The sequence below is a fragment of the Streptomyces sp. NPDC002853 genome, assembly GCF_053591915.1.
Window position 1 is genome coordinate 383,166 of sequence record NZ_JBSFUS010000008.1, and the last position, 23,406, is coordinate 406,571.

The following is a 23,406-nucleotide window of genomic DNA, read 5'->3' on the forward strand; positions in this document are numbered from 1 at the left end:
GCTGGCTGATCGCGGACACGCGGGGCCGTGTGCGGGTCGGCTCCGGCGACGCCCGCGGTGCTTTCGAGCTTTCCACTCGGGTCACTGTGCGTCCATACGTCGTACGCGATCGTGAGGGGGCGAGCCGGTCCGTCAAGGGCGTGACTACGATGGGCCAGCCGGTGGCCAACAGGGCCGCGCGGCTCACCGACCCCTCGGGAAGGCCATGCTGAACAAGTACGCGCGTGCATTCTTCACGCGTGTTCTCACACCGTTCGCCGCGTTTCTCATCCGTCGCGGCGTGAGCCCCGACGCGGTCACGTTCATCGGCACGGCCGGTGTGGTGGCGGGTGCGCTGGTCTTCTTCCCTCGCGGCGAGTTCTTCTGGGGCACGATCGTCATCACGCTCTTCGTGTTCTCCGATCTCGTCGACGGGAACATGGCGCGGCAGCTGGGACGCTCCAGCCGCTGGGGAGCCTTCCTGGACTCGACGCTCGACCGGGTCGCCGACAGCGCGATCTTCGGTGGCCTCGCGCTCTGGTACGCGGGCTCCGGGGACAACAACATCCTGTGCGCCGTCTCCATCTTCTGCCTGGCCAGCGGCCAGGTGGTCTCGTACACGAAGGCGCGCGGCGAGGCGATCGGCCTGCCCGTCGCGGTCAACGGCCTGGTGGAGCGCGCCGAGCGCCTGGTGATCTCGCTGGTCGCCGCGGGCCTCGCGGGGCTGCACAAGTTCGGGGTCCCCGGCATCGACGTCCTGCTGCCCATCGCCCTGTGGATCGTCGCCGTCGGCAGCCTCGTCACGCTCGTCCAGCGCGTCGTCACCGTGCGCAGGGAGTCCGCGGAGGCGGACGCGGCCACGCAGGCGCAGGGCAGTGAGGCCACGTCGTGAAGGACCGACTGACCGACGCGCTCTACGGAGCCGCCTGGAGCTCGGTCAAAAAGCTCCCGGAACCGGTGGCGGTGCGGCTCGGCCGGACCATCGCCGACGCCGTGTGGAAACGGCGCGGCAAGGGCGTCCTGCGCCTGGAGGCCAACTACGCGCGCGTGGTGCCCGACGCAAGCCCGGAGCGCCTGGCCGAGCTGTCCAGGGCGGGCCTGCGCTCCTACCTGCGCTACTGGATGGAGTCGTTCCGGCTGCCGTCGTGGAGCAAGGAGCGCATCGAGGCGGGCGTCGCCATCAAGGACCTCCACTACCTCACGGACGGCCTCGCCGCCGGCAAGGGCGTCATCATCGCGCTCCCGCACCTGGGCAACTGGGACCTGGCCGGCGCGTGGGTCACCACGAAGCTGGACACCCCGTTCACGACGGTCGCGGAGCGGCTCAAGCCCGAGACGCTGTACGACCGGTTCGTCGCCTACCGCGAGAGCCTGGGCATGGAGGTTCTGCCGCACGAGGGCGGCGCCGCGTTCGGCATCCTGGCGCGGCGGCTGCGCGCCGGCGGCCTGATCTGCCTCGTCGCTGACCGGGACCTCTCCTCGTCCGGCGTAGCGGTGAAGTTCTTCGGCGACACCGCGCGGATGCCCGCGGGGCCCGCGCTCCTCGCGCAGCAGACGGGCGCGCTGTTGCTGCCCGTCACCCTCTGGTTTGACGACTCGCCCGTCATGAAGGGGCGCGTTCACGCCCCCATCGATGTCCCCGAGACAGGTACCCGCCCCGAGAAGACGTCTGTCATGACGCAGGCGCTGGCAGACGCCTTCGCCACGGGTATCGCCGACCATCCGGAGGACTGGCACATGCTGCAGCGCTTGTGGCTCGCTGATCTCGACCCCGCCAAGGGGCCCGCCGACGACTCCGCGCACCCTGCCGAGGGGACCGCCCCGTGAGGATCGGCATCGTCTGCCCCTACTCGTGGGACGTGCCGGGCGGCGTCCAGTTCCACATCCGCGACCTCGCGGAGCATCTGATCCGCCTGGGGCACGAGGTGTCCGTCCTCGCCCCCGCGGACGACGAGACCCCCCTTCCGCCGTACGTCGTCTCGGCGGGCCGCGCCGTTCCCGTCCCGTACAACGGCTCGGTGGCCCGGCTCAACTTCGGGTTCCTGTCGGCCGCCCGGGTGCGCCGCTGGCTGCACGACGGCACGTTCGACGTCATCCACATCCACGAGCCGACCTCGCCGTCCCTGGGGCTGCTCACGTGCTGGGCGGCCCAGGGCCCGATCGTCGCGACGTTCCACACGTCCAACCCGCGCTCGCGGGCGATGATCGCGGCATACCCGATCCTGCAGCCCGCCCTGGAGAAGATCAGCGCGCGCATCGCGGTGAGCGAGTACGCGCGCCGCACGCTGGTCGAGCACCTGGGCGGCGACGCGGTCGTCATCCCGAACGGCGTCGACGTCGACTTCTTCGCCAAGGTCGAGCCCAAGGTGGAGTGGCAGGGCGGGACGATCGGCTTCATCGGCCGCATCGACGAGCCGCGCAAGGGCCTCCCGGTGCTGATGAAGGCGCTGCCGACGATCCTCGCCGAGCGCCCCGACACCCGGCTGCTCGTCGCCGGCCGCGGCGACGAGCACGAGGCCGTCTCCTCGCTGCCCGTCGAGATGCGGGAGCGCGTGGAGTTCCTCGGCATGGTCAGCGACGAGGACAAGGCGCGCCTGCTGGCCAGCGTCGACGTGTACGTCGCTCCCAACACCGGCGGCGAGAGCTTCGGGATCATCCTCGTCGAGGCGCTGTCGGCGGGCGCACCCGTGCTCGCCAGCGATCTGGACGCCTTCGCGCAGGTCCTCGACCAAGGCGCTGCGGGCGACCTGTTCACCAACGAGGACGCGGACTCGCTGGCCGCGGGGGCACTGCGGCTCCTCGGCGACCCCGAGCGCCGCGACGAGCTGCGCGAGCGCGGCAGCAAGCACGTGCGCCGCTTCGACTGGTCGACGGTGGGCGCGGACATCCTCTCGGTGTACGAGACGGTGGCGGACGGGGCTGCCGCGGTGGCCGCCGACGAACGCACCGGTCTGCGGGCGCGGTTCGGCCTCGCACGGGACTGACCACCCGCCCGGCTCCTCAAGACGGCCCGGGGAGCCCGGCGGTGAACCGCCGCCGCCGATGCGACTAGCCTTCCCCCGGTGACCTCGACACTGATCTGGATCGCGGTAGCCCTCTTCGCGATCGGCCTCTACCTGAGCTGGACCGCGGGCCGCCTCGACCGGCTGCACGCCCGCATCGACGCGGCCCGCGCCGCCCTCGACGCCCAGTTGCTGCGCCGCGCGTCGGTCGCCCAGGAGCTGGCCACCTCGGGGGTGCTCGACCCGGCGGCCTCCATCGTGCTCTACGAAGCGGCGCACGCGGCACGGCAGGCCGAGGAGGAGCACCGCGAGGTCGCCGAGAGCGAGCTCAGCCAGGCGCTGCGCGCGATCTTCGGCGAGGTGCAGCAGGTCGAGGCGGTGCGCGAGGCTCCCGGCGGCGACGAGGCGGCGACCGAGCTGGCGGCGGCGGTACGCAGGGTGCCGATGGCCCGGCGCTTCCACAACGACGCCGTGCGCGCGGCCCGCGCGCTGCGCAGGCACCGCACGGTCCGCTGGTTCCGCCTCGCGGGGCACGCGCCGTTCCCGATGGCCTTCGAGATGGACGACGAGCCGCCGGTCGCGCTGGCCGACCGGGCGACGGCGTAGAGCCACCGATACGTCGCTGACCAGGGGCGTACGGGAAAAATGAGCCACCGGTCGTCCATTGGCCCTTGCTGTGGACTGGTCGCCGGGAGTTTCCTCGTAGACGCAGTAACCCGTCTTCAGCGAGCGAGGTCAACTCCGTGTCCAGCACCCTGCCCAGCAGCAACCAGTCGCCCGAGACCGGCACCGCGCGCGTCAAGCGCGGCATGGCCGAGCAGCTCAAGGGCGGCGTCATCATGGACGTCGTCAACGCCGAGCAGGCGAAGATCGCCGAGGACGCCGGCGCAGTGGCCGTCATGGCGCTGGAGCGGGTCCCCGCGGACATCCGCAAGGACGGCGGCGTCGCCCGGATGTCCGACCCGAACATGATCGAAGAGATCATCGAGGCCGTCTCCATCCCGGTCATGGCCAAGTCCCGCATCGGCCACTTCGTCGAGGCCCAGGTCCTGCAGTCCCTCGGCGTCGACTACATCGACGAGTCCGAGGTCCTGACCCCCGCCGACGAGGTCAACCACAGCGACAAGTTCGCCTTCACGACCCCGTTCGTGTGTGGCGCCACCAACCTGGGCGAGGCGCTGCGCCGCATCGCCGAGGGCGCGGCCATGATCCGCTCCAAGGGCGAGGCCGGCACCGGCAACGTCGTCGAGGCCGTGCGTCACCTGCGCCAGATCAAGAACGAGATCGCCAGGCTGCGCGGCTTCGACAACAACGAGCTGTACGCCGCCGCGAAGGACCTGCGCGCCCCGTACGAGCTGGTCAAGGAGGTCTCCGAGCTGGGCAAGCTGCCGGTGGTCCTCTTCTCGGCCGGTGGCGTCGCCACCCCCGCCGATGCCGCCCTGATGCGCCAGCTCGGAGCCGAGGGCGTCTTCGTCGGTTCCGGCATCTTCAAGTCGGGCGACCCGGCCGCGCGCGCCGCCGCCATCGTGAAGGCCACCACCTTCTACGACGACCCCAAGATCATCGCGGACGCGTCCCGCAACCTCGGCGAGGCCATGGTCGGCATCAACTGCGACACCCTCCCCGAGGCCGAGCGCTACGCCAACCGCGGCTGGTAAGGCACTACGCAGATGACTGACAACCCTGTGGTCGGCGTCCTGGCACTCCAGGGCGACGTACAGGAGCACCTGATCGCCCTGGCCTCGGCGGACGCCGTGGCCAGGCCGGTCCGGCGCCCCGAAGAGCTGGCCGAGGTGGACGGCCTGGTCATCCCGGGCGGTGAGTCCACCACCATCTCCAAGCTGGCCGCCCTCTTCGGTCTCGCGGAGCCCCTTCGCGCGCGCGTGCGCGCCGGTATGCCGGTCTACGGCACCTGCGCGGGCATGATCATGCTCGCCGACAAGATCCTCGATCCGCGCTCGGAGCAGGAGACCTTCGGCGGCATCGACATGATCGTGCGCCGTAACGCTTTCGGGCGGCAGAACGAGTCCTTCGAGGCGGCCGTCGACATCGCGGGCATCGACGGTGACCCCGTGGAGGGTGTCTTCATCCGCGCCCCCTGGGTCGAGTCGGTCGGCGCGCGCGTCGAGGTGCTCGCCGAGCACGAGGGGCACATCGTCGCCGTGCGTCAGGGCAACGCCCTCGCGACGTCGTTCCACCCCGAGTTGACGGGCGACCACCGCATGCACGAACTGTTCGTCGGGATGGTGCGGGGGAACGCGGCGACGGGATCCTAGTAGGATCCGGGGGTCCCCCTGGTCCCTTAGGGTCGGGGGAGTTCGTACAGGTTGGGTAACGCGAAGGAGACAGGCAGATGTCCGGCCACTCTAAATGGGCTACGACGAAGCACAAGAAGGCCGTGATTGACGCCAAGCGCGGCAAGCTCTTCGCGAAGATGATCAAGAACATCGAGGTCGCGGCCCGCACGGGCGGCGCCGATGTGTCCGGTAACCCGACCCTCTTCGACGCCATCCAGAAGGCCAAGAAGAGCTCGGTCCCGAACAAGAACATCGACTCCGCGGTCAAGCGCGGCGCCGGTCTCGAAGCCGGTGGCGCCGACTACGAGACGATCATGTACGAGGGCTACGGCCCCAACGGCGTCGCGGTGCTCATCGAGTGCCTCACGGACAACCGCAACCGCGCGGCCTCGGACGTACGCGTCGCGATGACCCGCAACGGCGGCTCCATGGCCGACCCGGGCTCCGTCTCGTACCTCTTCAACCGCAAGGGCGTCGTCATCGTCCCCAAGGGCGAGGCCGGTCTCTCGGAGGACGACGTCCTGGGCGCGGTCCTGGACGCGGGCGCCGAAGAGGTCAACGACCTCGGCGAGTCCTTCGAGGTCCTCTCCGAGGCCACCGACATGGTCGCGGTCCGCACCGCGCTCCAGGACGCCGGCATCGAGTACGACTCGGCCGACGCCAACTTCGTCCCGACCATGCAGGTCGAGCTGGACGAGGACGGCGCCCGGAAGATCTTCAAGCTGATCGACGCGCTGGAGGACAGCGACGACGTGCAGAACGTCTTCGCCAACTTCGACGTCAGCGACGAGGTCATGGAGAAGGTTGACGCGTAGGCGTGCCCCTTCGGGGTGCTGAACGGGCCGACGGGACACACCCCCGTCGGCCCGTCGCGTTGTCAGAGGGACCCGATAACCTGCACGGACAGGCAACGGGAGGGGATTCATGCGCGTGTTGGGGGTCGACCCCGGGCTCACCCGGTGCGGTGTCGGTGTCGTCGACGGGGTCGCCGGACGACCGCTCACCATGTGCGGCGTCGGAGTCGTGAGGACGCCGCCGGACGCCGAGCTCGGCCACCGCCTGGTCGCCATCGAGCAGGGCATCGAGCAGTGGCTCGACGAGCACGACCCCGAAGTCCTCGCGGTGGAGCGGGTGTTCAGCCAGCACAACGTCCGTACGGTCATGGGCACCGCCCAGGCCAGTGCCGTCGCCATGCTCTGCGCGTCCCGGCGCGGCATCCCCGTCGCCCTGCACACGCCCAGCGAGGTCAAGGCCGCCGTCACCGGCAGCGGCCGCGCGGACAAGGCGCAGGTCGGCGCGATGGTCACCCGCCTCCTGCGGCTCGACGCACCGCCCAAGCCCGCCGACGCCGCGGACGCCCTCGCCCTCGCCATCTGTCACATCTGGCGCGCGCCCGCGCAGAACCGCCTCCAGCAGGCGGTCGCCACCCAGAACCGCCTGCAACAGGCCGCGGCCCTGCACGCGTCGAAGACCCCGCCCGCCCGAACAGCCAAGCCAGCACAGAAAGGCCGTACCGCATGATCGCCTTCGTCAGCGGCCCCGTCGCCGCCCTCGCCCCCGATTCCGCGGTGGTCGAGGTCGGTGGCATCGGCATGGCCATCCAGTGCGCGCCGAACACCCTCTCCACCCTGCGCATCGGCCAGCAGACCAAGCTCGCCACCTCCCTCGTCGTCCGCGAGGACTCCCTCACCCTGTACGGCTTCGCGGACGACGACGAACGCCAGACCTTCGAGCTCCTGCAGACCGCGAGCGGCGTCGGACCGCGCCTCGCGCAGGCCATGCTCGCCGTGCACAGCCCGGACGCCCTGCGCCGCGCGGTCGCCACCGGTGACGAGAAGGCGCTCACCGCGGTCCCGGGCATCGGCAAGAAGGGCGCCCAGAAGCTGCTCCTGGAGTACAAGGACCGCCTCGGCGAGCCCCTCGGCACGGGCGGGCCCGCGATCGGCACCCCTGTCACCTCCGGCTGGAGCGACCAACTGCACGCGGCCCTCATCGGCCTCGGGTACGCGACGCGCGAGGCCGACGAAGCCGTCGCCGCCGTCACCCCGCAGGCCGAGGCGTCCGAGAAGCCGCAGGTGGGCCAGCTCCTCAAGGCCGCGCTCCAGACGCTGAACCGCACCCGCTAGCACGTGCCGGCCCCTTCACCACCAGAACCACATCGCGAGGCGAGCTCATGAACTGGGACGAGACCACCGACGACACGACCGCCCCGGCGGGCGCGGCCGAGCGGCTCGTCGGGCCCGCCGCGGAGCGGCTGGTGGACTCTGTGGCGGACGGCGAGGACCAGGCGGTCGAGGCCGCCCTTCGCCCCAAGGACCTGGACGAGTTCATCGGTCAGGAGAAGGTCCGCGAGCAGCTCGACCTCGTCCTGCGCGCCGCCCGCGCGCGGGGCGCCACCGCCGACCACGTGCTGCTCTCCGGGGCCCCCGGCCTCGGCAAGACCACCCTCTCGATGATCATCGCGGCCGAGATGGGCGCCCCGATCCGCATCACCAGCGGCCCGGCCATCCAGCACGCGGGCGACCTCGCGGCGATCCTCTCCTCCCTCCAGGAGGGAGAGGTGCTCTTCCTCGACGAGATCCACCGGATGTCGCGGCCCGCCGAAGAGATGCTCTACATGGCGATGGAGGACTTCCGCGTCGACGTGATCGTCGGCAAGGGCCCCGGCGCCACGGCCATTCCCCTGGAGCTGCCGCCCTTCACCCTGGTCGGCGCCACCACCAGGGCGGGCCTGCTGCCGCCGCCGCTGCGCGACCGCTTCGGCTTCACCGCGCACATGGAGTTCTACGAACCCGCCGAGCTGGAGCGGGTGATCCACCGCTCCGCGCAGCTGCTCGACGTGGAGATCGACCCGGCCGGCGCCGCCGAGATCGCCGGGCGCTCGCGCGGCACGCCCCGTATCGCCAACCGACTGCTGCGCCGCGTACGGGACTATGCGCAGGTCAAGGCCGACGGAGAGATCAACAAGGACATCGCGGGCGCCGCCCTCAAGGTCTACGAGGTGGACGACCGCGGGCTCGACCGCCTGGACCGCGCGGTCCTGGAGGCCCTGCTCAAGCTCTTCGGCGGCGGCCCCGTCGGCCTCTCCACGCTCGCCGTCGCCGTGGGGGAGGAGCGCGAGACGGTCGAGGAGGTCGCCGAGCCGTTCCTGGTGCGGGAGGGACTGCTCGCGCGCACCCCCCGTGGCCGGGTCGGGACGCCCGCCGCGTGGGCGCATCTCGGCCTTGTTCCACCGCGGCAGGCGGGCGGAATCGGACAAGGGGACCTGTTCGGGGCGTGACGGCGCGCGTACTCGCCCGGTCAGGAACTGCGGTGCCATGCTGAGCGTTGTTCGTTAGGTGCGGACTCGCTTAGACTCCGCCGATGCCGTCCTTGTGGGCGGCGTGCCCACCCCCGTCCATCAGGCCGCTTATCTGCGCGGTCATGCGAAGGAAACTCCGTCCCGTGAATATCGTGACCCTCCTCCCCTTCATCGTGCTCATCGGGGCCATGTTCCTGATGACGCGCTCCGCCAAGAAGAAGCAGCAGGCGGCCGCGCAGATGCGCAATGAGATGCAGCCCGGCACCGGCATCCGCACGATCGGGGGCATGTACGCCACCGTCAAGGAGGTTCACGACGACGCCGTCCTCCTTGAGGTGGCTCCTGGTGTGCACGCGTTCTACGCGAAGAACTCCGTGGGCGCCGTCCTCGAGGACGACGAGTACAACCGCATCGTTCACGGCACGAGTGCCGTGAAGTCGGACGACCCCGTCGTCCCGGACGACGCCTCCTCCCTCACCGAGACCGACGAGCCCGCCGCCGACGCTTCCGACGACTCGCCCATCGACCTCGGCAAGAAGGACGCGGACAGCGCCCCCAAGGCCGACGACGCCGAGCCGAAGAAGACCGACGGCGAGTCCGACGCGAAGTAACCACGACAGGGGTCCGTGGCGCGCGGCCTGCGCGGCCACGGCCCCCGCGGTGCGTGGGTCTCGTGACGGGTCTCGACACCACTTCATGGCCGCCCTCGGCACGTAATGGGGTCCGGGCGGTTGGACAGGGAGAAACGAGAAGGTGGCAGCACCGAAGAAGGGCCGGAGGCAGAGCGGCCAGGGGAGGCCGGGCCGTTCCCTGGTCCTCATCCTGATCGCCATGGTGGCGCTCACCGGGGGGATGTTCCTCTCCGGTCACACCACCCCGCGCCTGGGCATCGACCTCGCCGGCGGTACGAGCATCACGCTCGGCGCCAAGAGTGAGCCCGGCAAGCCCAACGCGGTCAACAAGACCAACATGGACACGGCCGTGGGCATCATCGAGCGCCGCGTCAACGGTCTCGGTGTCTCCGAGGCCGAGGTCCAGACCCAGGGCGATCGCAACATCATCGTCAACATCCCCAAGGGGACGAACCAGAAGCAGGCGCGCGAGCAGGTCGGTACGACCGCTCAGCTCTACTTCCGTCCCGTGATGACGATGGCGGCCGGAACGCCGACCCCCGATCCCTCCGCCAGCCCGTCCGAGTCGCCGAAGGCGACCGACAAGGACGGCAAGGGTGACAAGGGCGACGCGGCTGACAAGGACGGCAAGGACACAGCGTCCTCGCCCGGCCCGACCGAGAGCCCCCAGGGCCGTGCCGTCACCGACGCCCTGAAGGCCGACCCCACTCCGTCGCCCAAGGGTTCGGAGAAGCCCAAGGGCAGCGACGCCCCGTCGCCGACCCCTCCGGCGGACCCGGCCACGAAGGAGCTGCAGGAGAAGTTCACCGCGCTCGACTGCACCAAGCAGAGCAGCCGGACCAAGGCGACCGAAGGCGTCAAGCCGAGCGAACCGATGGCGGCCTGTGGCAAGAACAGCGCCGGCCAGTGGGAGAAGTACGTCCTGGGTCCGGCCGAGGTCGAGGGCAAGGACGTCAAGGACGCCAAGGCCGTGCTCGACCCCGAGCGTGGCATCTGGATCGTCACGATGGACTTCACCAAGAAGGGGTCCAAGGACTTCGCCGCGACCACCGGCAAGCTGATGAAGCAGAGCGAGCCGCAGAACCAGTTCGCGATCGTTCTCGACGGTGATGTCGTCTCCGCCCCGCGCGTGACCTCGCAGCTGAGCTCCAACGCCGAGATCAGCGGCAGCTTCAACCAGGACTCGGCCAAGGACCTGGCGAACATGCTGTCCTACGGAGCCCTGCCGCTCACCTTCCACGAGGACAGCGTCACCACCGTGACCGCGGCGCTCGGCGGCGAGCAGTTGCACGCCGGTCTGATCGCCGGCGCCATCGGTCTGGCGCTGGTCGTCATCTACCTCGTGGCGTACTACCGAGGCCTGGCCTTCATCGCGCTGCTGAGCCTTGTGGCCTCCGGCATCCTCACGTACACGATCATGACCTTGCTGGGTCCTGCCATCGGCTTCGCACTGAACCTGCCCGCGGTGTGTGGTGCGATCGTTGCGATCGGTATCACCGCGGACTCGTTCATCGTGTACTTCGAACGCATCCGGGACGAGATCCGCGAGGGCCGCACGCTGCGTCCCGCCGTCGAGCGGGCCTGGCCGCGTGCCCGGCGCACCATCCTGGTCTCGGACTTCGTGTCCTTCCTGGCGGCCGCGGTGCTGTACATCGTGACCGTCGGCAAGGTGCAGGGCTTCGCCTTCACGCTGGGTCTGACCACTCTGCTCGACGTCGTGGTGGTCTTCCTCTTCACCAAGCCGCTGATGACGATCATGGCCCGCAAGAAGTTCTTCGCGAGCGGCCACAAGTGGTCCGGGATCGACCCGTCGCGCCTCGGTGCCAAGCCTCCGCTGCGCCGCACCCGCCGTACCCCTGGTCCCGCTGGCTCCGACCCGAAGGAGGCGTGAGATGTCGAAGCTCGGCAACCTCGGCGCCCGGCTCTTCCACGGCGAAGTCGGCTACGACTTCATCGGCAAGCGGAAGATCTGGTACGGCGTCTCTGTCCTGATCACCATCACGGCGATCGTCGCCCTGGCCGTCCAAGGCCTCAACATGGGCATCGAGTTCAAGGGTGGCGCGGTCTTCACCACGCCGAAGACCTCGGCCTCGGTCGAGCAGGCCCAGGAGTCGGCGGAGGAGGCCTCGGGACACCAGGCCATCGTCCAGAAGCTCGGCAACGACACGATGCGTGTCCAGATCTCGGGCGTGGACACGAACAAGTCCGACCAGATCAAGGAAGAGCTCGCCAAGGACCTCGGCGTCCCGGCGAAGGACATCAACGCGGACCTGGTCGGCCCCAGTTGGGGTGAGCAGATCGCCAACAAGGCCTGGACCGGCCTCGGTGTCTTCCTCGTCCTGTGCGTGATCTACCTGGCGATCGCCTTCGAGTGGCGGATGGCCGCCGCCGCGCTGGTCGCCCTGATCCACGACATCACCATCACGGTCGGTATCTACTCCCTGGTCGGCTTCGAGGTCACCCCGGGCACCGTGATCGGTCTGCTGACGATTCTCGGTTACTCGCTCTACGACACGGTCGTCGTCTTCGACTCGCTCAAGGAGCAAGGTAAGGACGCGGCCAAGCAGACGAGGTTCACCTACAGCGAGATCGCCAACCGGTCGATCAACAGCACCCTGGTGCGTTCCATCAACACCACGGTGGTCGCGCTCCTTCCGGTGGCGGGCCTCCTGTTCATCGGTGGCGGTGCGCTCGGAGCGGGCATGCTGAACGACATCTCGCTGTCGCTCTTCGTGGGTCTCGCGGCCGGAGCGTACTCCTCGATCTTCATCGCCACTCCGCTCGTCGCCGACCTCAAGGAGCGCGAGCCGGCGATGAAGGCCCTGAAGAAGCGGGTGCTCGCCAAGCGCGCGGCTGCCGCGGCCAAGGGCGAGTCGCTGGACACCGAGCCGCCGCTGGGCGACGACGACGAGCCGCAGGACGAGCCCCCGGCAGCTGCCGGAGTGGTCGGAGGCCAGCGTCGTACGCAGCAGCAGCCCCGTAGCCGCGGTCGTGGCCGTCCGTCGGGGAAGCGCCGCTGACTCAGGCAGGACTTGCTGGACAGGGCAAAGGCAGACGGGTCGGGCCCCGCTCCTCTTCCGAGGAGCGGGGCCCGACCGTCTGTTTCAGCTCAAGGGCTGCCGAGGCTTACTGCCACTTGAGCAGCGAGAAGCCCTTGATCTTGATCTCGGGATGCGCCGCGACGTTCCCCCAGGGCACGTTCTTGATGAACCCGCTCTTGCCGCAGCCCGCGTTGTACCACTTGGCCTTGTACTTCTTCGTCGTCTTGTTGTACTTGAAGCCCTTGACCTTGATGCAGGGCGTACCGCGCTCCGCCGCCCAGCGGTAGCGCACCTTCAGGCCCTTGTGTCCCCACAGCGAGCACGGGTCCTTGGACTTGGTCCAGCGGCCCGCGACCCCGCCGGCGTTCTGCCAGCCGTTGCAGCTGGCCATGGTCGTGACCGATGCGCTCTGGATGGTCTTTGCGGTGGTGGTCTTTGCTGTGGTGGCGCCCGCGGGCGACGTCGCCCCGGCGAGCGCGGTCATCGCCACGAGGGGTACGACCCCGGTGGCAATCTTGCGAGAGATATGCACTGTTCCTCCGTTTTAGCCCCGAGAAGGGCGGTCGCGGATGATCTTGCCATGCGGTCACCTTTCGACTCCAGTCACTTGAGCAAATTCTGAGTTTTGCTGCTGATGAACTCCGTTCAAAGTTGCACCAGTTGACGGGTGGAGGGCACCGGCATGGCCGGCGGATGGGCGCCGGCGGGGCGGGGGCGTCGCTTTTGCTAAAGTGACTCGCCGCGACGAACAAGACGTTCGAATCCACAACAAAGAGGCGGGCAGATGACCCAGGTACAGGAGCTGCTGCTCAGCCGCATCCGGGACGTTCCCGACTACCCCGAGCCCGGGGTGATGTTCAAGGACATCACGCCGCTGCTCGCGGACCCGGAGGCCTTCGCCGCACTCACCGAGGCACTCGCGGACCTCGCGGTGCGCCACGGCGCCACGAAGATCGTCGGCCTGGAGGCCCGCGGCTTCATCCTGGGCGCCCCTGCCGCCCTGCGCGCCGGGCTCGGCTTCATCCCCGTACGGAAGGCGGGCAAGCTCCCCGGAGCGACGCTCAGCCAGTCGTACGACCTGGAGTACGGCAGCGCCGAGATCGAGGTGCACGCCGAGGACCTCGCCGCCGACGACCGCGTCATGGTCATCGACGACGTCCTGGCGACCGGCGGCACCGCCGAGGCGTCCCTGCGGCTCATCCGCCGTGCGGGCGCGCAGGTCGCCGGTGTGGCGGTCCTGATGGAGCTCGGCTTCCTCGGGGGCCGCGCCAAGCTGGAGACGGCCCTGGAGGGCGCCCCGCTGGAGGCCCTCCTCACCGTCTGAGCAGCCACCACGCACACCCTGAGGCGGGCCCGGAGGAATCCGGCGCCCGCCTCAGGCGTTTCTCCCGTAGTGAGCCGTCTCACGGGCTGAAGGCGAGCCGAAGGTCCAGGATCGATACCATGGGTTCTTCGGGGCCTGACCGGGGGACCCGGATCGCGCACAGGGAGCGCCTCTTGCCAGACGAGTCCAAGGCACTCACCGCCGCCAAGGCCGCAGAGCAGGCCAAGAGCGCGGCGGCACCCGCTGCCGCGCCCGCGAAGAGCGCGCCGCCCGCCAAGGGCGCGACGCCGGCGAAGCGGGAGAGCACGCCCCCCAGCACCAAGTCCGCACCGAGCACGCCGGGCGACAGCGGCCCCCGCGACAGGTCGGCCGTCGATCCGTCGCGCCCCAAGCCCCCCACCGAGGCCCGCGCGGGCAGCACGACGCCCACGCCCCGCCCCACCGCGGCCAAGAACGAGCGCTCCGGCTCCTCCAACCGCGTGCGTGCCCGCCTGGCCCGCCTCGGCGTCCAGCGTTCGAACCCGTACAACCCGGTCCTCGAGCCCCTGCTGCGGATAGTGCGCAGCAACGACCCGAAGATCGAGACGGCGACGCTGCGCCAGATCGAGCGCGCCTACCAGGTCGCCGAGCGCTGGCACCGCGGCCAGAAGCGCAAGAGCGGCGACCCGTACATCACGCACCCCCTCGCCGTGACGACGATCCTCGCCGAGCTCGGCATGGACCCGGCCACCCTGATGGCCGGGCTCCTGCACGACACCGTCGAGGACACCGAGTACGGCCTCGACACCCTCAAGCGCGACTTCGGCGACCAGGTCGCCCTGCTCGTCGACGGCGTCACCAAGCTGGACAAGGTCAAGTTCGGCGAGGCGGCGCAGGCCGAGACCGTGCGCAAGATGGTCGTCGCCATGGCCAAGGACCCCCGCGTCCTGGTCATCAAGCTCGCCGACCGCCTGCACAACATGCGCACGATGCGGTATCTCAAGCGCGAGAAGCAGGAGAAGAAGGCCCGCGAGACACTCGAGATCTACGCGCCCCTGGCTCACCGCCTGGGCATGAACACCATCAAGTGGGAGCTGGAGGACCTCGCCTTCGCGATCCTCTACCCCAAGATGTACGACGAGATCGTGCGCCTGGTCGCCGAGCGTGCCCCCAAGCGCGACGAGTACCTCGCCATAGTGACCGACGAGGTCCAGGCCGACCTGCGCGCCGCCCGGATCAAGGCCACCGTCACCGGGCGCCCGAAGCACTACTACAGCGTCTACCAGAAGATGATCGTCCGCGGCCGTGACTTCGCGGAGATCTACGACCTGGTGGGCATCCGCGTCCTCGTCGACACGGTCCGCGACTGCTATGCCGCCCTCGGCACGGTCCACGCGCGATGGAACCCGGTCCCCGGCCGGTTCAAGGACTACATCGCGATGCCGAAGTTCAACATGTACCAGTCGCTGCACACGACGGTCATCGGCCCCAGCGGCAAGCCCGTCGAGCTCCAGATCCGTACGTTCGACATGCACCGCCGCGCCGAGTACGGCATCGCCGCGCACTGGAAGTACAAGCAGGAGCCGTCCGCAGGCGCCGCCTCCAAGGTGCGCACCGACGTGCCGCGCAAGGCCGGCGGCAAGGACGACCACCTGAACGACATGGCGTGGCTGCGCCAGCTCCTGGACTGGCAGAAGGAGACCGAGGACCCCAGCGAGTTCCTCGAATCGCTGCGCTTCGACCTCTCCCGCAACGAAGTCTTCGTCTTCACGCCCAAGGGCGACGTCATAGCGCTCCCGGCGGGCGCGACCCCGGTCGACTTCTCGTACGCGGTGCACACCGAGGTCGGCCACCGCACCATAGGAGCCCGGGTCAACGGCCGGCTCGTGCCGCTCGAATCGACCCTGGACAACGGCGACCTGGTGGAGGTCTTCACCTCCAAGGCGGCCGGCGCGGGCCCGTCCCGCGACTGGCTGGGCTTCGTCAAGTCACCGCGGGCGCGCAACAAGATCCGTGCGTGGTTCTCCAAGGAGCGCCGCGACGAGGCCATCGAGCAGGGCAAGGACGCCATCGCGCGCGCCATGCGCAAGCAGAACCTGCCGATCCAGCGCATCCTGACGGGCGACTCCCTGGTCACCCTCGCGCACGAGATGCGCTACCCCGACATCTCGTCCCTGTACGCGGCGATCGGCGAGGGCCACGTCACCGCGCAGTCCGTCGTGCAGAAGCTCGTCCAGGCGCTCGGCGGTGAGGAGGCCGCCAACGAGGACATCGCCGAGAGCACACCGCCCTCGCGCAGCCGCAGCAAGCGCCGCGCCAACGCCGACCCCGGTGTCGTCGTCAAGGGCGTCGAGGACGTGTGGGTCAAGCTGGCCCGCTGCTGTACGCCGGTGCCGGGGGACCCGATCATCGGCTTCGTCACGCGCGGCAGCGGCGTATCGGTCCACCGCAGCGACTGCGTGAACGTCGACTCGCTCTCCCGCGAGCCCGAGCGCATCCTCGAGGTCGAATGGGCACCCACCCAGTCCTCGGTCTTCCTGGTCGCGATCCAGGTAGAGGCCCTGGACCGTTCACGCCTGCTCTCGGACGTCACGCGCATCCTCTCGGACCAGCACGTGAACATCCTGTCCGCGGCCGTCCAGACCTCCCGCGACCGGGTCGCCACCTCGCGCTTCACCTTCGAGATGGGCGATCCCAAGCACCTGGGCCATGTGCTCAAGGCGGTCAGGGGAGTCGAGGGCGTCTACGACGTCTACCGGGTGACGTCGGCGCGCAGGCCGTAAACCGGGCCACTACGTAGAGGGGCTCCCGTACGTGATGTACGGGAGCCCCTCTACGTAGTGTGCGGAAAACTCAGCCGCCGAACTCGTGCAGACCCTTCAGCGCCTGGTCGAGCAGCGCCTGGCGGCCGTCGAGCTCCTTCTGGAGCTTGTCGGCCTTGGCGTTGTTGCCCGCCGCACGCGCCTTCTCGATCTGCTCGACGAGCTTGTCGACGGCGGCCTGCAGCTGACCGGTCAGGCCCTCGGCACGCGCGCGTGCCTCGGGGTTCGTCCGGCGCCACTCGGCCTCCTCGGACTCCTGGAGGGCACGCTCCACCGCGTGCATCCGGCCCTCGACCTTCGGCCGCGCGTCACGCGGGACGTGGCCGATGGCCTCCCAGCGCTCGTTGAGCGTACGGAAGGCAGCGCGCGCCGACTTGAGGTCCTTCACCGGGACGAGCTTCTCGGCCTCCTCGGCCAGCTCCTCCTTCAGCTTCAGGTTCTCCGTCTGCTCGGCGTCCCGCTCCGCGAAGACCGAGCTGCGCGCCGCGAAGAACACGTCCTGGGCGCCGCGGAAGCGGTTCCACAGGTCGTCCTCGTGCTCGCGCTGGGCGCGGCCCGCGGCCTTCCACTCGGTCATCAGGTCGCGGTAGCGCGCGGCCGTCGGACCCCAGTCGGTCGAGTTCGAGAGGGCCTCGGCCTCGCCGACCAGCTTCTCCTTGGTCTTGCGGGCCTCCTCGCGCTGGGCGTCCAGCGAGGCGAAGTGGGCCTTGCGCCGCTTGGAGAACGCCGAGCGGGCGTGCGAGAAGCGGTGCCACAGCTCGTCGTCCGACTTGCGGTCCAGGCGCGGCAGACCCTTCCAGGTGTCCACCAGGGCACGCAGCCGCTCGCCCGCCGCCCGCCACTGCTCGCTCTGGGCCAGCTCCTCGGCCTCGACGACCAGCGCCTCCTTGGCGTGCCTCGCCTCGTCCGACTGCTTGGCCTTCTGGACCTTGCGCTCTTCGCGGCGCGCGTCGACGGTCTCGACGAGCTTGTCCAGGCGCGTGCTCAGGGCGTCCAGATCGCCGACCGCGTGGGCCTCGTCCACCTGCTGGCGCAGGTGGTCGATGGCGGTCATGGCGTCCTTGGCCGACAGGTCGGTCGTCTTCACCCGGCGCTCGAGAAGTCCGATCTCGACGACCAGACCGTCGTACTTGCGCTCGAAGTAAGCCAGGGCCTCGTCAGGAGACCCCGCTTTCCACGAACCGACCTCGCGCTCGCTGCCGTCGGCCTTGCGCACGTACACGGTCCCCGTCTCGTCGACGCGGCCCCACGGGTCGCTGCTCACAGCGCCTCCTCCACATGATGCCTGCGCAGGGCCTCGGGGCCCCCGGCATCGTCCACAGTTTCGTCACCGCCAACATAGGCGACCGGCGGGGCGGCTGTCCGCATCCCGCGCGTCCGAAGTTTGCCTCCCGGCGGTCAGGATTTCGACACGGTCGCCTTGTTGATGACGACCGTCGCGTTCGGGGCGCCGTCGCCCTGGCCGGTGCTCTCGCCGGCGTCGGCAATCTTCTTGAGCACCTTCATCCCGGAATCGGAAATGGTCCCGAACGGTGTGTAGTCGGGCGGGAGCTGACTGTCCTGGTAGACCAGGAAGAACTGGCTTCCACCGGTGTCCCGGCCCGTCTTCTTCTCGGCGTTGTACTGGTTGGCCATCGCGACCGTGCCCGCCGGATACACGTTCCCCTTCAGGCGCTTGTCCTTGAGGTTCTCGTCCGGGATCGAGTAGCCGGGGTCGCCCTCGCCGGTGCCCTTCGGGTCGCCGCACTGCAGGACGTAGATGCCGCCCGCGGTCAGCCGGTGGCACTTGGTGTGATCGAGGTAGCCCTTCTTCGCCAGGAAGTCGAAGGAGTTGACCGTGTGCGGGGCCTTGGCCGCCGACAGGTCCAGGTCGATGTCGCCGCAGGTGGTGGCGAGCTTCATCGTGTAGTCGGCCGACTTGTCGACCGTCAGCTTCGGTTCCTTCTTGAAGCTGAGCGGCTTCACCTTGCCGCTCGCCGGCTTCTCGCAGGGGTCCGCCTTGGTGGTGGGGCTCGCGTTCGCCTCGTCGTTCGTCTTGCCGTCACCGTCGCCGTCGAAGGCTCCGGCCGCGTACGACACCGCGCCGCCCGCCAGGATCACCGCGAGCGCCGAGGCGATCACCGCGTTGCGCATCCGCGCCCTGCGCCGCGCGGCCTCCCGGCGCTGCTGCTGCCGCAAGAACTTCTCCCGGGCGAGCTGACGCCGCCGCTGATCGTTGCTGACCACCGGGTTCTCTCTCCTCTGCGTGGATGACCGCTTCTGTGTGCCCCGTACCGTATATGGGTTAGCTGTGGAATCGGGAGCGCCGGTAGGCTCTGATCTGCCGCGATCCCGCGCGGTCACCTCCGCCGGACTACGAACGAAGGACGATCGTGCTCATTGCCGGGTTTCCCGCCGGGGCCTGGGGCACCAACTGCTACTTGGTCGCCCCCGCCGCAGGCGAGGAGTGCGTGATCATCGACCCGGGCCACCAGGCCGCCGAGGGAGTCGAGGACGCGCTCAAGAAGCATCGGCTCAAGCCCGTCGCGGTCGTCCTCACCCACGGCCACATCGACCACGTCGCCTCGGTCGTCCCGGTCTGCGGCGCGCATGACGTGCCCGCGTGGATCCACCCCGAGGACCGGTACATGATGAGCGACCCGGAGAAGGCCATAGGCCGTTCCTTCGGCGCGCAGCTGCTCGGCGAACTGACCGTGGGGGAGCCCTCCGACGTCAAGGAACTGGCCGACGGCGCTCGGTTGAAGCTCGCCGGTCTGGACTTCTCCGTCGCGCACGCCCCGGGGCATACGAAGGGGTCGGTGACGTTCCAGTTGCCGGAGTCCGCCGAGGTCCCCTCGGTGTTCTTCTCGGGTGACCTGCTCTTCGCCGGCTCCATCGGCCGCACCGACCTGCCCGGCGGATCGCAGGACGAGATGCTCGAATCGCTGGCGCGTGTGTGCCTGCCGCTCGACGACTCGACCGTGGTCCTGCCCGGTCACAACGAGCACACGACCATCGGCCGTGAGCGCGCCACCAACCCGTATCTGCGCCAGGTGGCCGCCGGCCTGGGAGCCGACGCTCCCCGACGAGGAATGTGACGAGAAAACCCGTGAGCACCTTCAAGGCCCCCAAGGGCACCTACGACCTGCTCCCGCCCGACTCCGCGAAGTACCTGGCGGTGCGCGAGGCCATCTCCGCGCCCCTGAAGAACTCCGGCTATGGCTACGTCGAGACGCCCGGCTTCGAGAACGTCGAGCTGTTCTCGCGCGGCGTCGGCGAGTCCACCGACATCGTCTCCAAGGAGATGTACGCCTTCGAGACCAAGGGCGGCGACCAGCTCGCCCTGCGCCCCGAGGGCACCGCTTCCGTGTTGCGCGCGGCCCTGGAGGCCAACCTGCACAAGGCGGGCAACCTCCCGGTCAAGCTCTGGTACTCCGGCTCGTACTACCGCTACGAGCGCCCGCAGAAGGGCCGCTACCGCCACTTCTCGCAGGTCGGCGCGGAGGCGATCGGTGCCGAGGACCCGGCGCTCGACGCCGAGTTGATCATCCTCGCGGACCAGGCGTACCGCGCCCTGGGCCTGACGCAGTTCCGTATCCTCCTCAACTCGCTCGGCGACAAGGAGTGCCGCCCCGTCTACCGCGCCGCGCTGCAGGACTTCCTGCGCGGGCTCGACCTGGACGAGGAGACACGTCGACGTATCGACATCAACCCGCTGCGGGTCCTGGACGACAAGCGCGACGACGTCCAGAAGCAGCTCGTCGGCGCCCCGATGCTGCGCGACTACCTGTGCGACGCGTGCAAGGCGTACCACGAGCAGGTCCGCGAGCTGATCACGGCGGCGGGCGTCGCCTTCGAGGACGACGAGAAGCTGGTCCGCGGCCTGGACTACTACACGCGCACGACCTTCGAGTTCGTCCACGACGGCCTCGGCTCGCAGTCCGCGGTCGGCGGCGGCGGCCGCTACGACGGACTGTCCGAGATGATCGGCGGCCCCTCGCTGCCGTCCGTCGGCTGGGCGCTCGGCGTGGACCGCACGGTCCTGGCCCTGGAGGCGGAGGGCGTGGAGCTCGAACTGCCCTCGGCGACCAGCGTGTTCGCGGTGCCGCTGGGCGAGGAGGCCCGGCGGGTGCTGTTCTCCAAGGTGACGGAGCTGCGCAGGGCCGGGGTCGCGGCGGACTTCTCGTACGGCGGGAAGGGCCTCAAGGGAGCGATGAAGAACGCCAATCGCTCGGGCGCGCGGTACACCGTGGTCGCCGGTGAGCGGGATCTCGCCGAGGGCGTCGTGCAGCTGAAGGACATGGAGTCCGGGGAGCAGACCGCTGTCGCGGTGGACGAGATCGTGGGCGAGCTGAGGGCACGGCTGGGCTAGGCGGCTGGGGCGGGTACGGGTGCGGGGGCGGGTGCGGGACGTTTCTTCGCCCCCTCCGCCCCTACCTTCCCCGTCACTGGGAGCTTCGCCCCCAGACCCCCGCATCGGCCTGAACGGCCTCGTCCTCAAACGCCGGACGGGCTGGCAATCCAGCCCCTCCGGCGTTCGAGGAGCGGGGTCTGGGGCGGAGCCTCACTCGTCATGCCGTCGAGCGTCGTGGCGAACCGAACGCTCCGGGACCTCCGTGCGTACCTCCTTATGTCCATCGAACGGTGGACACCCGCGCGCGTGCGGCACAATGTCCCTGCCCCCAGGCCCCCCAAGCGACGGAACGGCGTGATGAGCAAGACGACCCCGGCAAGCGGAAGCCGCCCCTCCCAGCAGGATCACGACCACGGGGGAAGGGACGCGGACGCACCACGCGGTGTCGGCGGGAGCCGTGCGTTCGCGCTGCTCCTGGTGATCACGGGTGCCGCCGGGCTGCTCGCGGCGTGGGTCATCACGCTGGACAAGTTCAAGCTGCTCGAAGACCCGGACTTCACCCCGGGGTGCAGCCTGAACCCGGTGGTCTCCTGCGGCAACATCATGAAGAGCGAGCAGGCGTCGGTCTTCGGCTTCCCCAACCCGATGCTGGGCATCGCCGCCTACGCCGTCGTGATCTGTGTCGGCATGAGCCTGCTGGGCCGCGCGCGCTTCCCGCGGTGGTACTGGCTGACGCTGAACGCGGGCATGCTCTTCGGGGTCGGTTTCTGCACCTGGCTGATGTACCAGTCGCTGTACGAGATCAACTCGCTGTGCCTGTGGTGCTGCCTCGCCTGGGTCGCCACGATCGTCATGTTCTGGTACGTGACGTCGTTCAACATCCGAAACGGTTTGCTGCCCGCGCCCTCCTGGCTGCGCACGTTCTTCAGTGAGTTCACCTGGGTGCTTCCGGTGCTGCACATCGGCATCATCGGCATGCTGATCCTCACGCGCTGGTGGGAGTTCTGGACCAGCTGACGGACAGCGCCGACCAGACAGCGCCGACGGCGTTGTCAGTGGGCTGACGTAGGGTTCGATCCGTGGAGCCCGACCTGTTCACCGCAGCTGCCGAGGACCGCCAGGAGAAGGACCCTTCGACAAGTCCCCTGGCCGTCCGGATGCGCCCGCGCACCCTGGAAGAAGTCGTCGGCCAGCAGCATCTGCTGAAGCAGGGCTCGCCCCTGCGCAGGCTGGTCGGCGAGGGCGGCGGAGGACCGGCGGGACCGTCGTCGGTGTTCCTGTGGGGCCCGCCAGGCATCGGCAAGACGACCCTCGCGTACGTGGTCTCGAAGGCCACGAACAAGCGCTTCGTGGAACTCTCCGCGATCACCGCGGGCGTGAAGGAAGTCCGTGCGGTCATCGAGGGCGCCCGCAGGGCGATGGGCGGCTACGGCAAGGAGACCGTCCTCTTCCTGGACGAGATCCACCGCTTCAGCAAGGCCCAGCAGGACTCCCTGCTGCCCGCCGTCGAGAACCGCTGGGTGACGCTGATCGCGGCGACGACGGAGAACCCGTACTTCTCGATCATCTCCCCGCTCCTGTCCCGCTCCCTGCTCCTCACGCTCGAACCCCTCACGGACGACGACCTGCGCGGCCTGCTGCGCCGGGCGCTCACCGAGGAGCGGGGCCTGGGCGGCGCGGTCGAGCTGCCCGAGGACACCGAGGAGCACCTCCTGCGGATCTCCGGCGGCGACGCCCGGCGCGCGCTCACCGCCCTGGAGGCGGGCGCCGGCTCGGCTCTCGCCAAGGGGGAGCAGGTGATCACCCTCCAGACCCTGGAGGAGTCCGTCGACCGCGCGGCCGTGAAGTACGACCGTGACGGCGACCAGCACTACGACGTCGCGAGCGCCCTGATCAAGTCCATCCGCGGTTCGGACGTGGACGCGGCCCTGCACTATCTCGCCCGGATGATCGAGGCGGGCGAGGACCCGCGCTTCATCGCCCGCCGCCTGATGATCTCCGCGAGCGAGGACGTCGGCCTCGCCGACCCCACGGCACTGCCCACGGCGGTCGCCGCTGCCCAGGCCGTCGCCATGATCGGCTTCCCGGAGGCCGCGCTCACCCTCAGCCACGCGACGATCGCCCTCGCCCTGGCCCCGAAGTCGAACGCCGCGACGATCGCCATCCAGTCCGCCCAGGCCGACGTCCGCGCGGGCCTCGCGGGCCCCGTCCCGCCCCACCTGCGCGACGGGCACTACAAGGGAGCGGCCAAGCTCGGCCACGCCCAGGGCTATGTGTATCCGCACGACGTGCCGGGCGCGATCGCCGCCCAGCAGTACGCACCGGACACCGTCGCCGCCAAGCGTTACTACCAACCCACGCGCTATGGGGCCGAGGCGCGGTACGCGGACGTGGTCGAGCGCGTCCGCGAGCGCCTGAAGGGCGAGTAACCCGGCGCTCCGGGCCCCCCTCGCGGCCCGCGGCTGAGGCACCCCCCGCCACCCGGTACACTTGCCCGAAGTGCTGCGTCCCGTGTCCGGTCTCGTACCGGCACCACCAGAACGGGACATCCAGCCGGAGCCCCGGACCTCACCGTCCAGGGATCTCCAGGAGCGTCGCGCACCGTCGAAGGTGTCGCGGGCAGCCCACCACCATCTCGTACTCCGGGAAGCGGTCGGTGGGCCACTCGCGTGCTGCACATAGTGCCCAGACCAGGG

Annotated in this window: 22 protein-coding genes; 19 read left to right on the forward strand and 3 right to left on the reverse strand. The window is 69.7% G+C overall.

Annotation, left to right across the window (positions count from 1 at the left end; genetic code table 11):
* Positions 1-205: 205 nt before the first annotated feature.
* From pgsA to secF, 13 genes are all read left to right on the forward strand, one after another.
* Positions 206-871 carry a phosphatidylinositol phosphate synthase gene (gene pgsA, locus ACWD02_RS23855; protein WP_451214270.1) on the forward strand — a complete coding sequence of 222 codons (666 nt, stop codon included), beginning with the start codon at positions 206-208 and terminating at the stop codon, positions 869-871.
* Entirely contained in the window at positions 868-1,806 is a 939-nt protein-coding gene (locus ACWD02_RS23860) for a phosphatidylinositol mannoside acyltransferase (protein ID WP_451214273.1), read from the forward strand. The genes pgsA and ACWD02_RS23860 overlap by 4 nt, the downstream gene beginning before the upstream one ends.
* Complete coding sequence (locus ACWD02_RS23865) at positions 1,803-2,963, forward strand: glycosyltransferase family 4 protein (RefSeq protein ID WP_451214275.1); 1,161 nt, start codon at positions 1,803-1,805, stop codon at positions 2,961-2,963. The genes ACWD02_RS23860 and ACWD02_RS23865 overlap by 4 nt, the downstream gene beginning before the upstream one ends.
* A gap of 78 nt (positions 2,964-3,041) precedes the next feature.
* Positions 3,042-3,587: a hypothetical protein gene (locus ACWD02_RS23870; RefSeq protein WP_451214277.1), complete on the forward strand. Its 546-nt coding sequence runs from the start codon at positions 3,042-3,044 to the stop codon at positions 3,585-3,587.
* A 137-nt stretch (positions 3,588-3,724) separates the two neighbouring features.
* Entirely contained in the window at positions 3,725-4,639 is a 915-nt protein-coding gene (gene pdxS / locus ACWD02_RS23875; RefSeq protein ID WP_363210987.1) for a pyridoxal 5'-phosphate synthase lyase subunit PdxS, read from the forward strand.
* Positions 4,640-4,651: 12 nt separating this feature from the next.
* The gene (gene pdxT / locus ACWD02_RS23880; RefSeq protein ID WP_451214280.1) at positions 4,652-5,257 is read left to right on the forward strand and encodes a pyridoxal 5'-phosphate synthase glutaminase subunit PdxT; all 606 of its coding nucleotides are present in this window, start codon (positions 4,652-4,654) and stop codon (positions 5,255-5,257) included.
* Between the two features lie 77 nt (positions 5,258-5,334).
* Positions 5,335-6,093 carry a YebC/PmpR family DNA-binding transcriptional regulator gene (locus tag ACWD02_RS23885; protein ID WP_365821002.1) on the forward strand — a complete coding sequence of 253 codons (759 nt, stop codon included), beginning with the start codon at positions 5,335-5,337 and terminating at the stop codon, positions 6,091-6,093.
* Positions 6,094-6,202: 109 nt separating this feature from the next.
* Positions 6,203-6,799: a crossover junction endodeoxyribonuclease RuvC gene (gene ruvC / locus ACWD02_RS23890; RefSeq protein ID WP_451214283.1), complete on the forward strand. Its 597-nt coding sequence runs from the start codon at positions 6,203-6,205 to the stop codon at positions 6,797-6,799.
* On the forward strand, positions 6,796-7,404 hold the full coding sequence (gene ruvA / locus ACWD02_RS23895; RefSeq protein ID WP_363210991.1) for a Holliday junction branch migration protein RuvA: 609 nt from the start codon (positions 6,796-6,798) through the stop codon (positions 7,402-7,404). The genes ruvC and ruvA overlap by 4 nt, the downstream gene beginning before the upstream one ends.
* Positions 7,405-7,451: 47 nt before the next feature.
* Positions 7,452-8,558 carry a Holliday junction branch migration DNA helicase RuvB gene (ruvB, locus tag ACWD02_RS23900; protein WP_451214286.1) on the forward strand — a complete coding sequence of 369 codons (1,107 nt, stop codon included), beginning with the start codon at positions 7,452-7,454 and terminating at the stop codon, positions 8,556-8,558.
* 164 nt (positions 8,559-8,722) lie between these two features.
* The gene (gene yajC, locus ACWD02_RS23905) at positions 8,723-9,190 is read left to right on the forward strand and encodes a preprotein translocase subunit YajC (protein ID WP_365821006.1); all 468 of its coding nucleotides are present in this window, start codon (positions 8,723-8,725) and stop codon (positions 9,188-9,190) included.
* A gap of 142 nt (positions 9,191-9,332) precedes the next feature.
* Complete coding sequence (gene secD, locus ACWD02_RS23910; protein WP_451214289.1) at positions 9,333-11,102, forward strand: protein translocase subunit SecD; 1,770 nt, start codon at positions 9,333-9,335, stop codon at positions 11,100-11,102.
* Position 11,103: 1 nt separating this feature from the next.
* A complete protein-coding gene (gene secF / locus ACWD02_RS23915) occupies positions 11,104-12,231 on the forward strand; it encodes a protein translocase subunit SecF (RefSeq protein ID WP_451214292.1) in 1,128 nt (375 codons plus the stop codon).
* Positions 12,232-12,337: 106 nt separating this feature from the next.
* Here secF and ACWD02_RS23920 read toward each other — a convergent pair whose 3' ends face one another.
* Positions 12,338-12,784, reverse strand: a complete 447-nt coding sequence (locus ACWD02_RS23920) for a hypothetical protein (RefSeq protein WP_451214294.1) — start codon at positions 12,782-12,784, stop codon at positions 12,338-12,340.
* 252 nt (positions 12,785-13,036) lie between these two features.
* On the opposite strand from ACWD02_RS23920, the gene ACWD02_RS23925 reads away from it, so the two are divergent.
* Positions 13,037-13,576 (forward strand): adenine phosphoribosyltransferase, encoded by a 540-nt coding sequence (locus ACWD02_RS23925; RefSeq protein WP_451214297.1) that lies wholly within the window; start codon positions 13,037-13,039, stop codon positions 13,574-13,576.
* Between the two features lie 173 nt (positions 13,577-13,749).
* Complete coding sequence (locus ACWD02_RS23930; RefSeq protein WP_451214300.1) at positions 13,750-16,338, forward strand: RelA/SpoT family protein; 2,589 nt, start codon at positions 13,750-13,752, stop codon at positions 16,336-16,338.
* A 70-nt stretch (positions 16,339-16,408) separates the two neighbouring features.
* Here the strand turns inward: ACWD02_RS23930 and ACWD02_RS23935 are convergent, their stop codons facing one another.
* Together ACWD02_RS23935 and ACWD02_RS23940 are read right to left on the reverse strand one after the other, a co-directional pair.
* Entirely contained in the window at positions 16,409-17,641 is a 1,233-nt protein-coding gene (locus ACWD02_RS23935; RefSeq protein WP_451214303.1) for a DUF349 domain-containing protein, read from the reverse strand.
* Positions 17,642-17,775: 134 nt separating this feature from the next.
* Entirely contained in the window at positions 17,776-18,603 is an 828-nt protein-coding gene (locus ACWD02_RS23940) for a peptidylprolyl isomerase (RefSeq protein ID WP_451214305.1), read from the reverse strand.
* 146 nt (positions 18,604-18,749) lie between these two features.
* Here ACWD02_RS23940 and ACWD02_RS23945 point away from each other — a divergent pair, with 146 nt between their 5' ends.
* From ACWD02_RS23945 to ACWD02_RS23960, 4 genes are all read left to right on the forward strand, one after another.
* Positions 18,750-19,454: an MBL fold metallo-hydrolase gene (locus tag ACWD02_RS23945; protein ID WP_451214308.1), complete on the forward strand. Its 705-nt coding sequence runs from the start codon at positions 18,750-18,752 to the stop codon at positions 19,452-19,454.
* Between the two features lie 11 nt (positions 19,455-19,465).
* Positions 19,466-20,728 (forward strand): histidine--tRNA ligase, encoded by a 1,263-nt coding sequence (gene hisS / locus ACWD02_RS23950; RefSeq protein ID WP_451214311.1) that lies wholly within the window; start codon positions 19,466-19,468, stop codon positions 20,726-20,728.
* Between the two features lie 339 nt (positions 20,729-21,067).
* Positions 21,068-21,727: a vitamin K epoxide reductase family protein gene (locus ACWD02_RS23955; protein WP_451214314.1), complete on the forward strand. Its 660-nt coding sequence runs from the start codon at positions 21,068-21,070 to the stop codon at positions 21,725-21,727.
* A 62-nt stretch (positions 21,728-21,789) separates the two neighbouring features.
* A complete protein-coding gene (locus ACWD02_RS23960; protein WP_451214316.1) occupies positions 21,790-23,139 on the forward strand; it encodes a replication-associated recombination protein A in 1,350 nt (449 codons plus the stop codon).
* The last annotated feature ends 267 nt before the right edge of the window (positions 23,140-23,406 follow it).

Bases quoted from the DNA above. Each gene is read 5' to 3' on its own strand.
- pgsA (WP_451214270.1), top strand. From the start codon at position 206: ATGCTGAACAAGTACGCGCGTGCATTCTTCACGCGTGTTCTCACACCG.
- pdxT (WP_451214280.1), top strand. From the start codon at position 4,652: ATGACTGACAACCCTGTGGTCGGCGTCCTGGCACTCCAGGGCGACGTA.
- ACWD02_RS23885 (WP_365821002.1), top strand. From the start codon at position 5,335: ATGTCCGGCCACTCTAAATGGGCTACGACGAAGCACAAGAAGGCCGTG.
- ruvC (WP_451214283.1), top strand. From the start codon at position 6,203: ATGCGCGTGTTGGGGGTCGACCCCGGGCTCACCCGGTGCGGTGTCGGT.
- ruvA (WP_363210991.1), top strand. From the start codon at position 6,796: ATGATCGCCTTCGTCAGCGGCCCCGTCGCCGCCCTCGCCCCCGATTCC.
- ruvB (WP_451214286.1), top strand. From the start codon at position 7,452: ATGAACTGGGACGAGACCACCGACGACACGACCGCCCCGGCGGGCGCG.
- secF (WP_451214292.1), top strand. From the start codon at position 11,104: ATGTCGAAGCTCGGCAACCTCGGCGCCCGGCTCTTCCACGGCGAAGTC.
- ACWD02_RS23925 (WP_451214297.1), top strand. From the start codon at position 13,037: ATGACCCAGGTACAGGAGCTGCTGCTCAGCCGCATCCGGGACGTTCCC.
- ACWD02_RS23955 (WP_451214314.1), top strand. From the start codon at position 21,068: ATGAGCAAGACGACCCCGGCAAGCGGAAGCCGCCCCTCCCAGCAGGAT.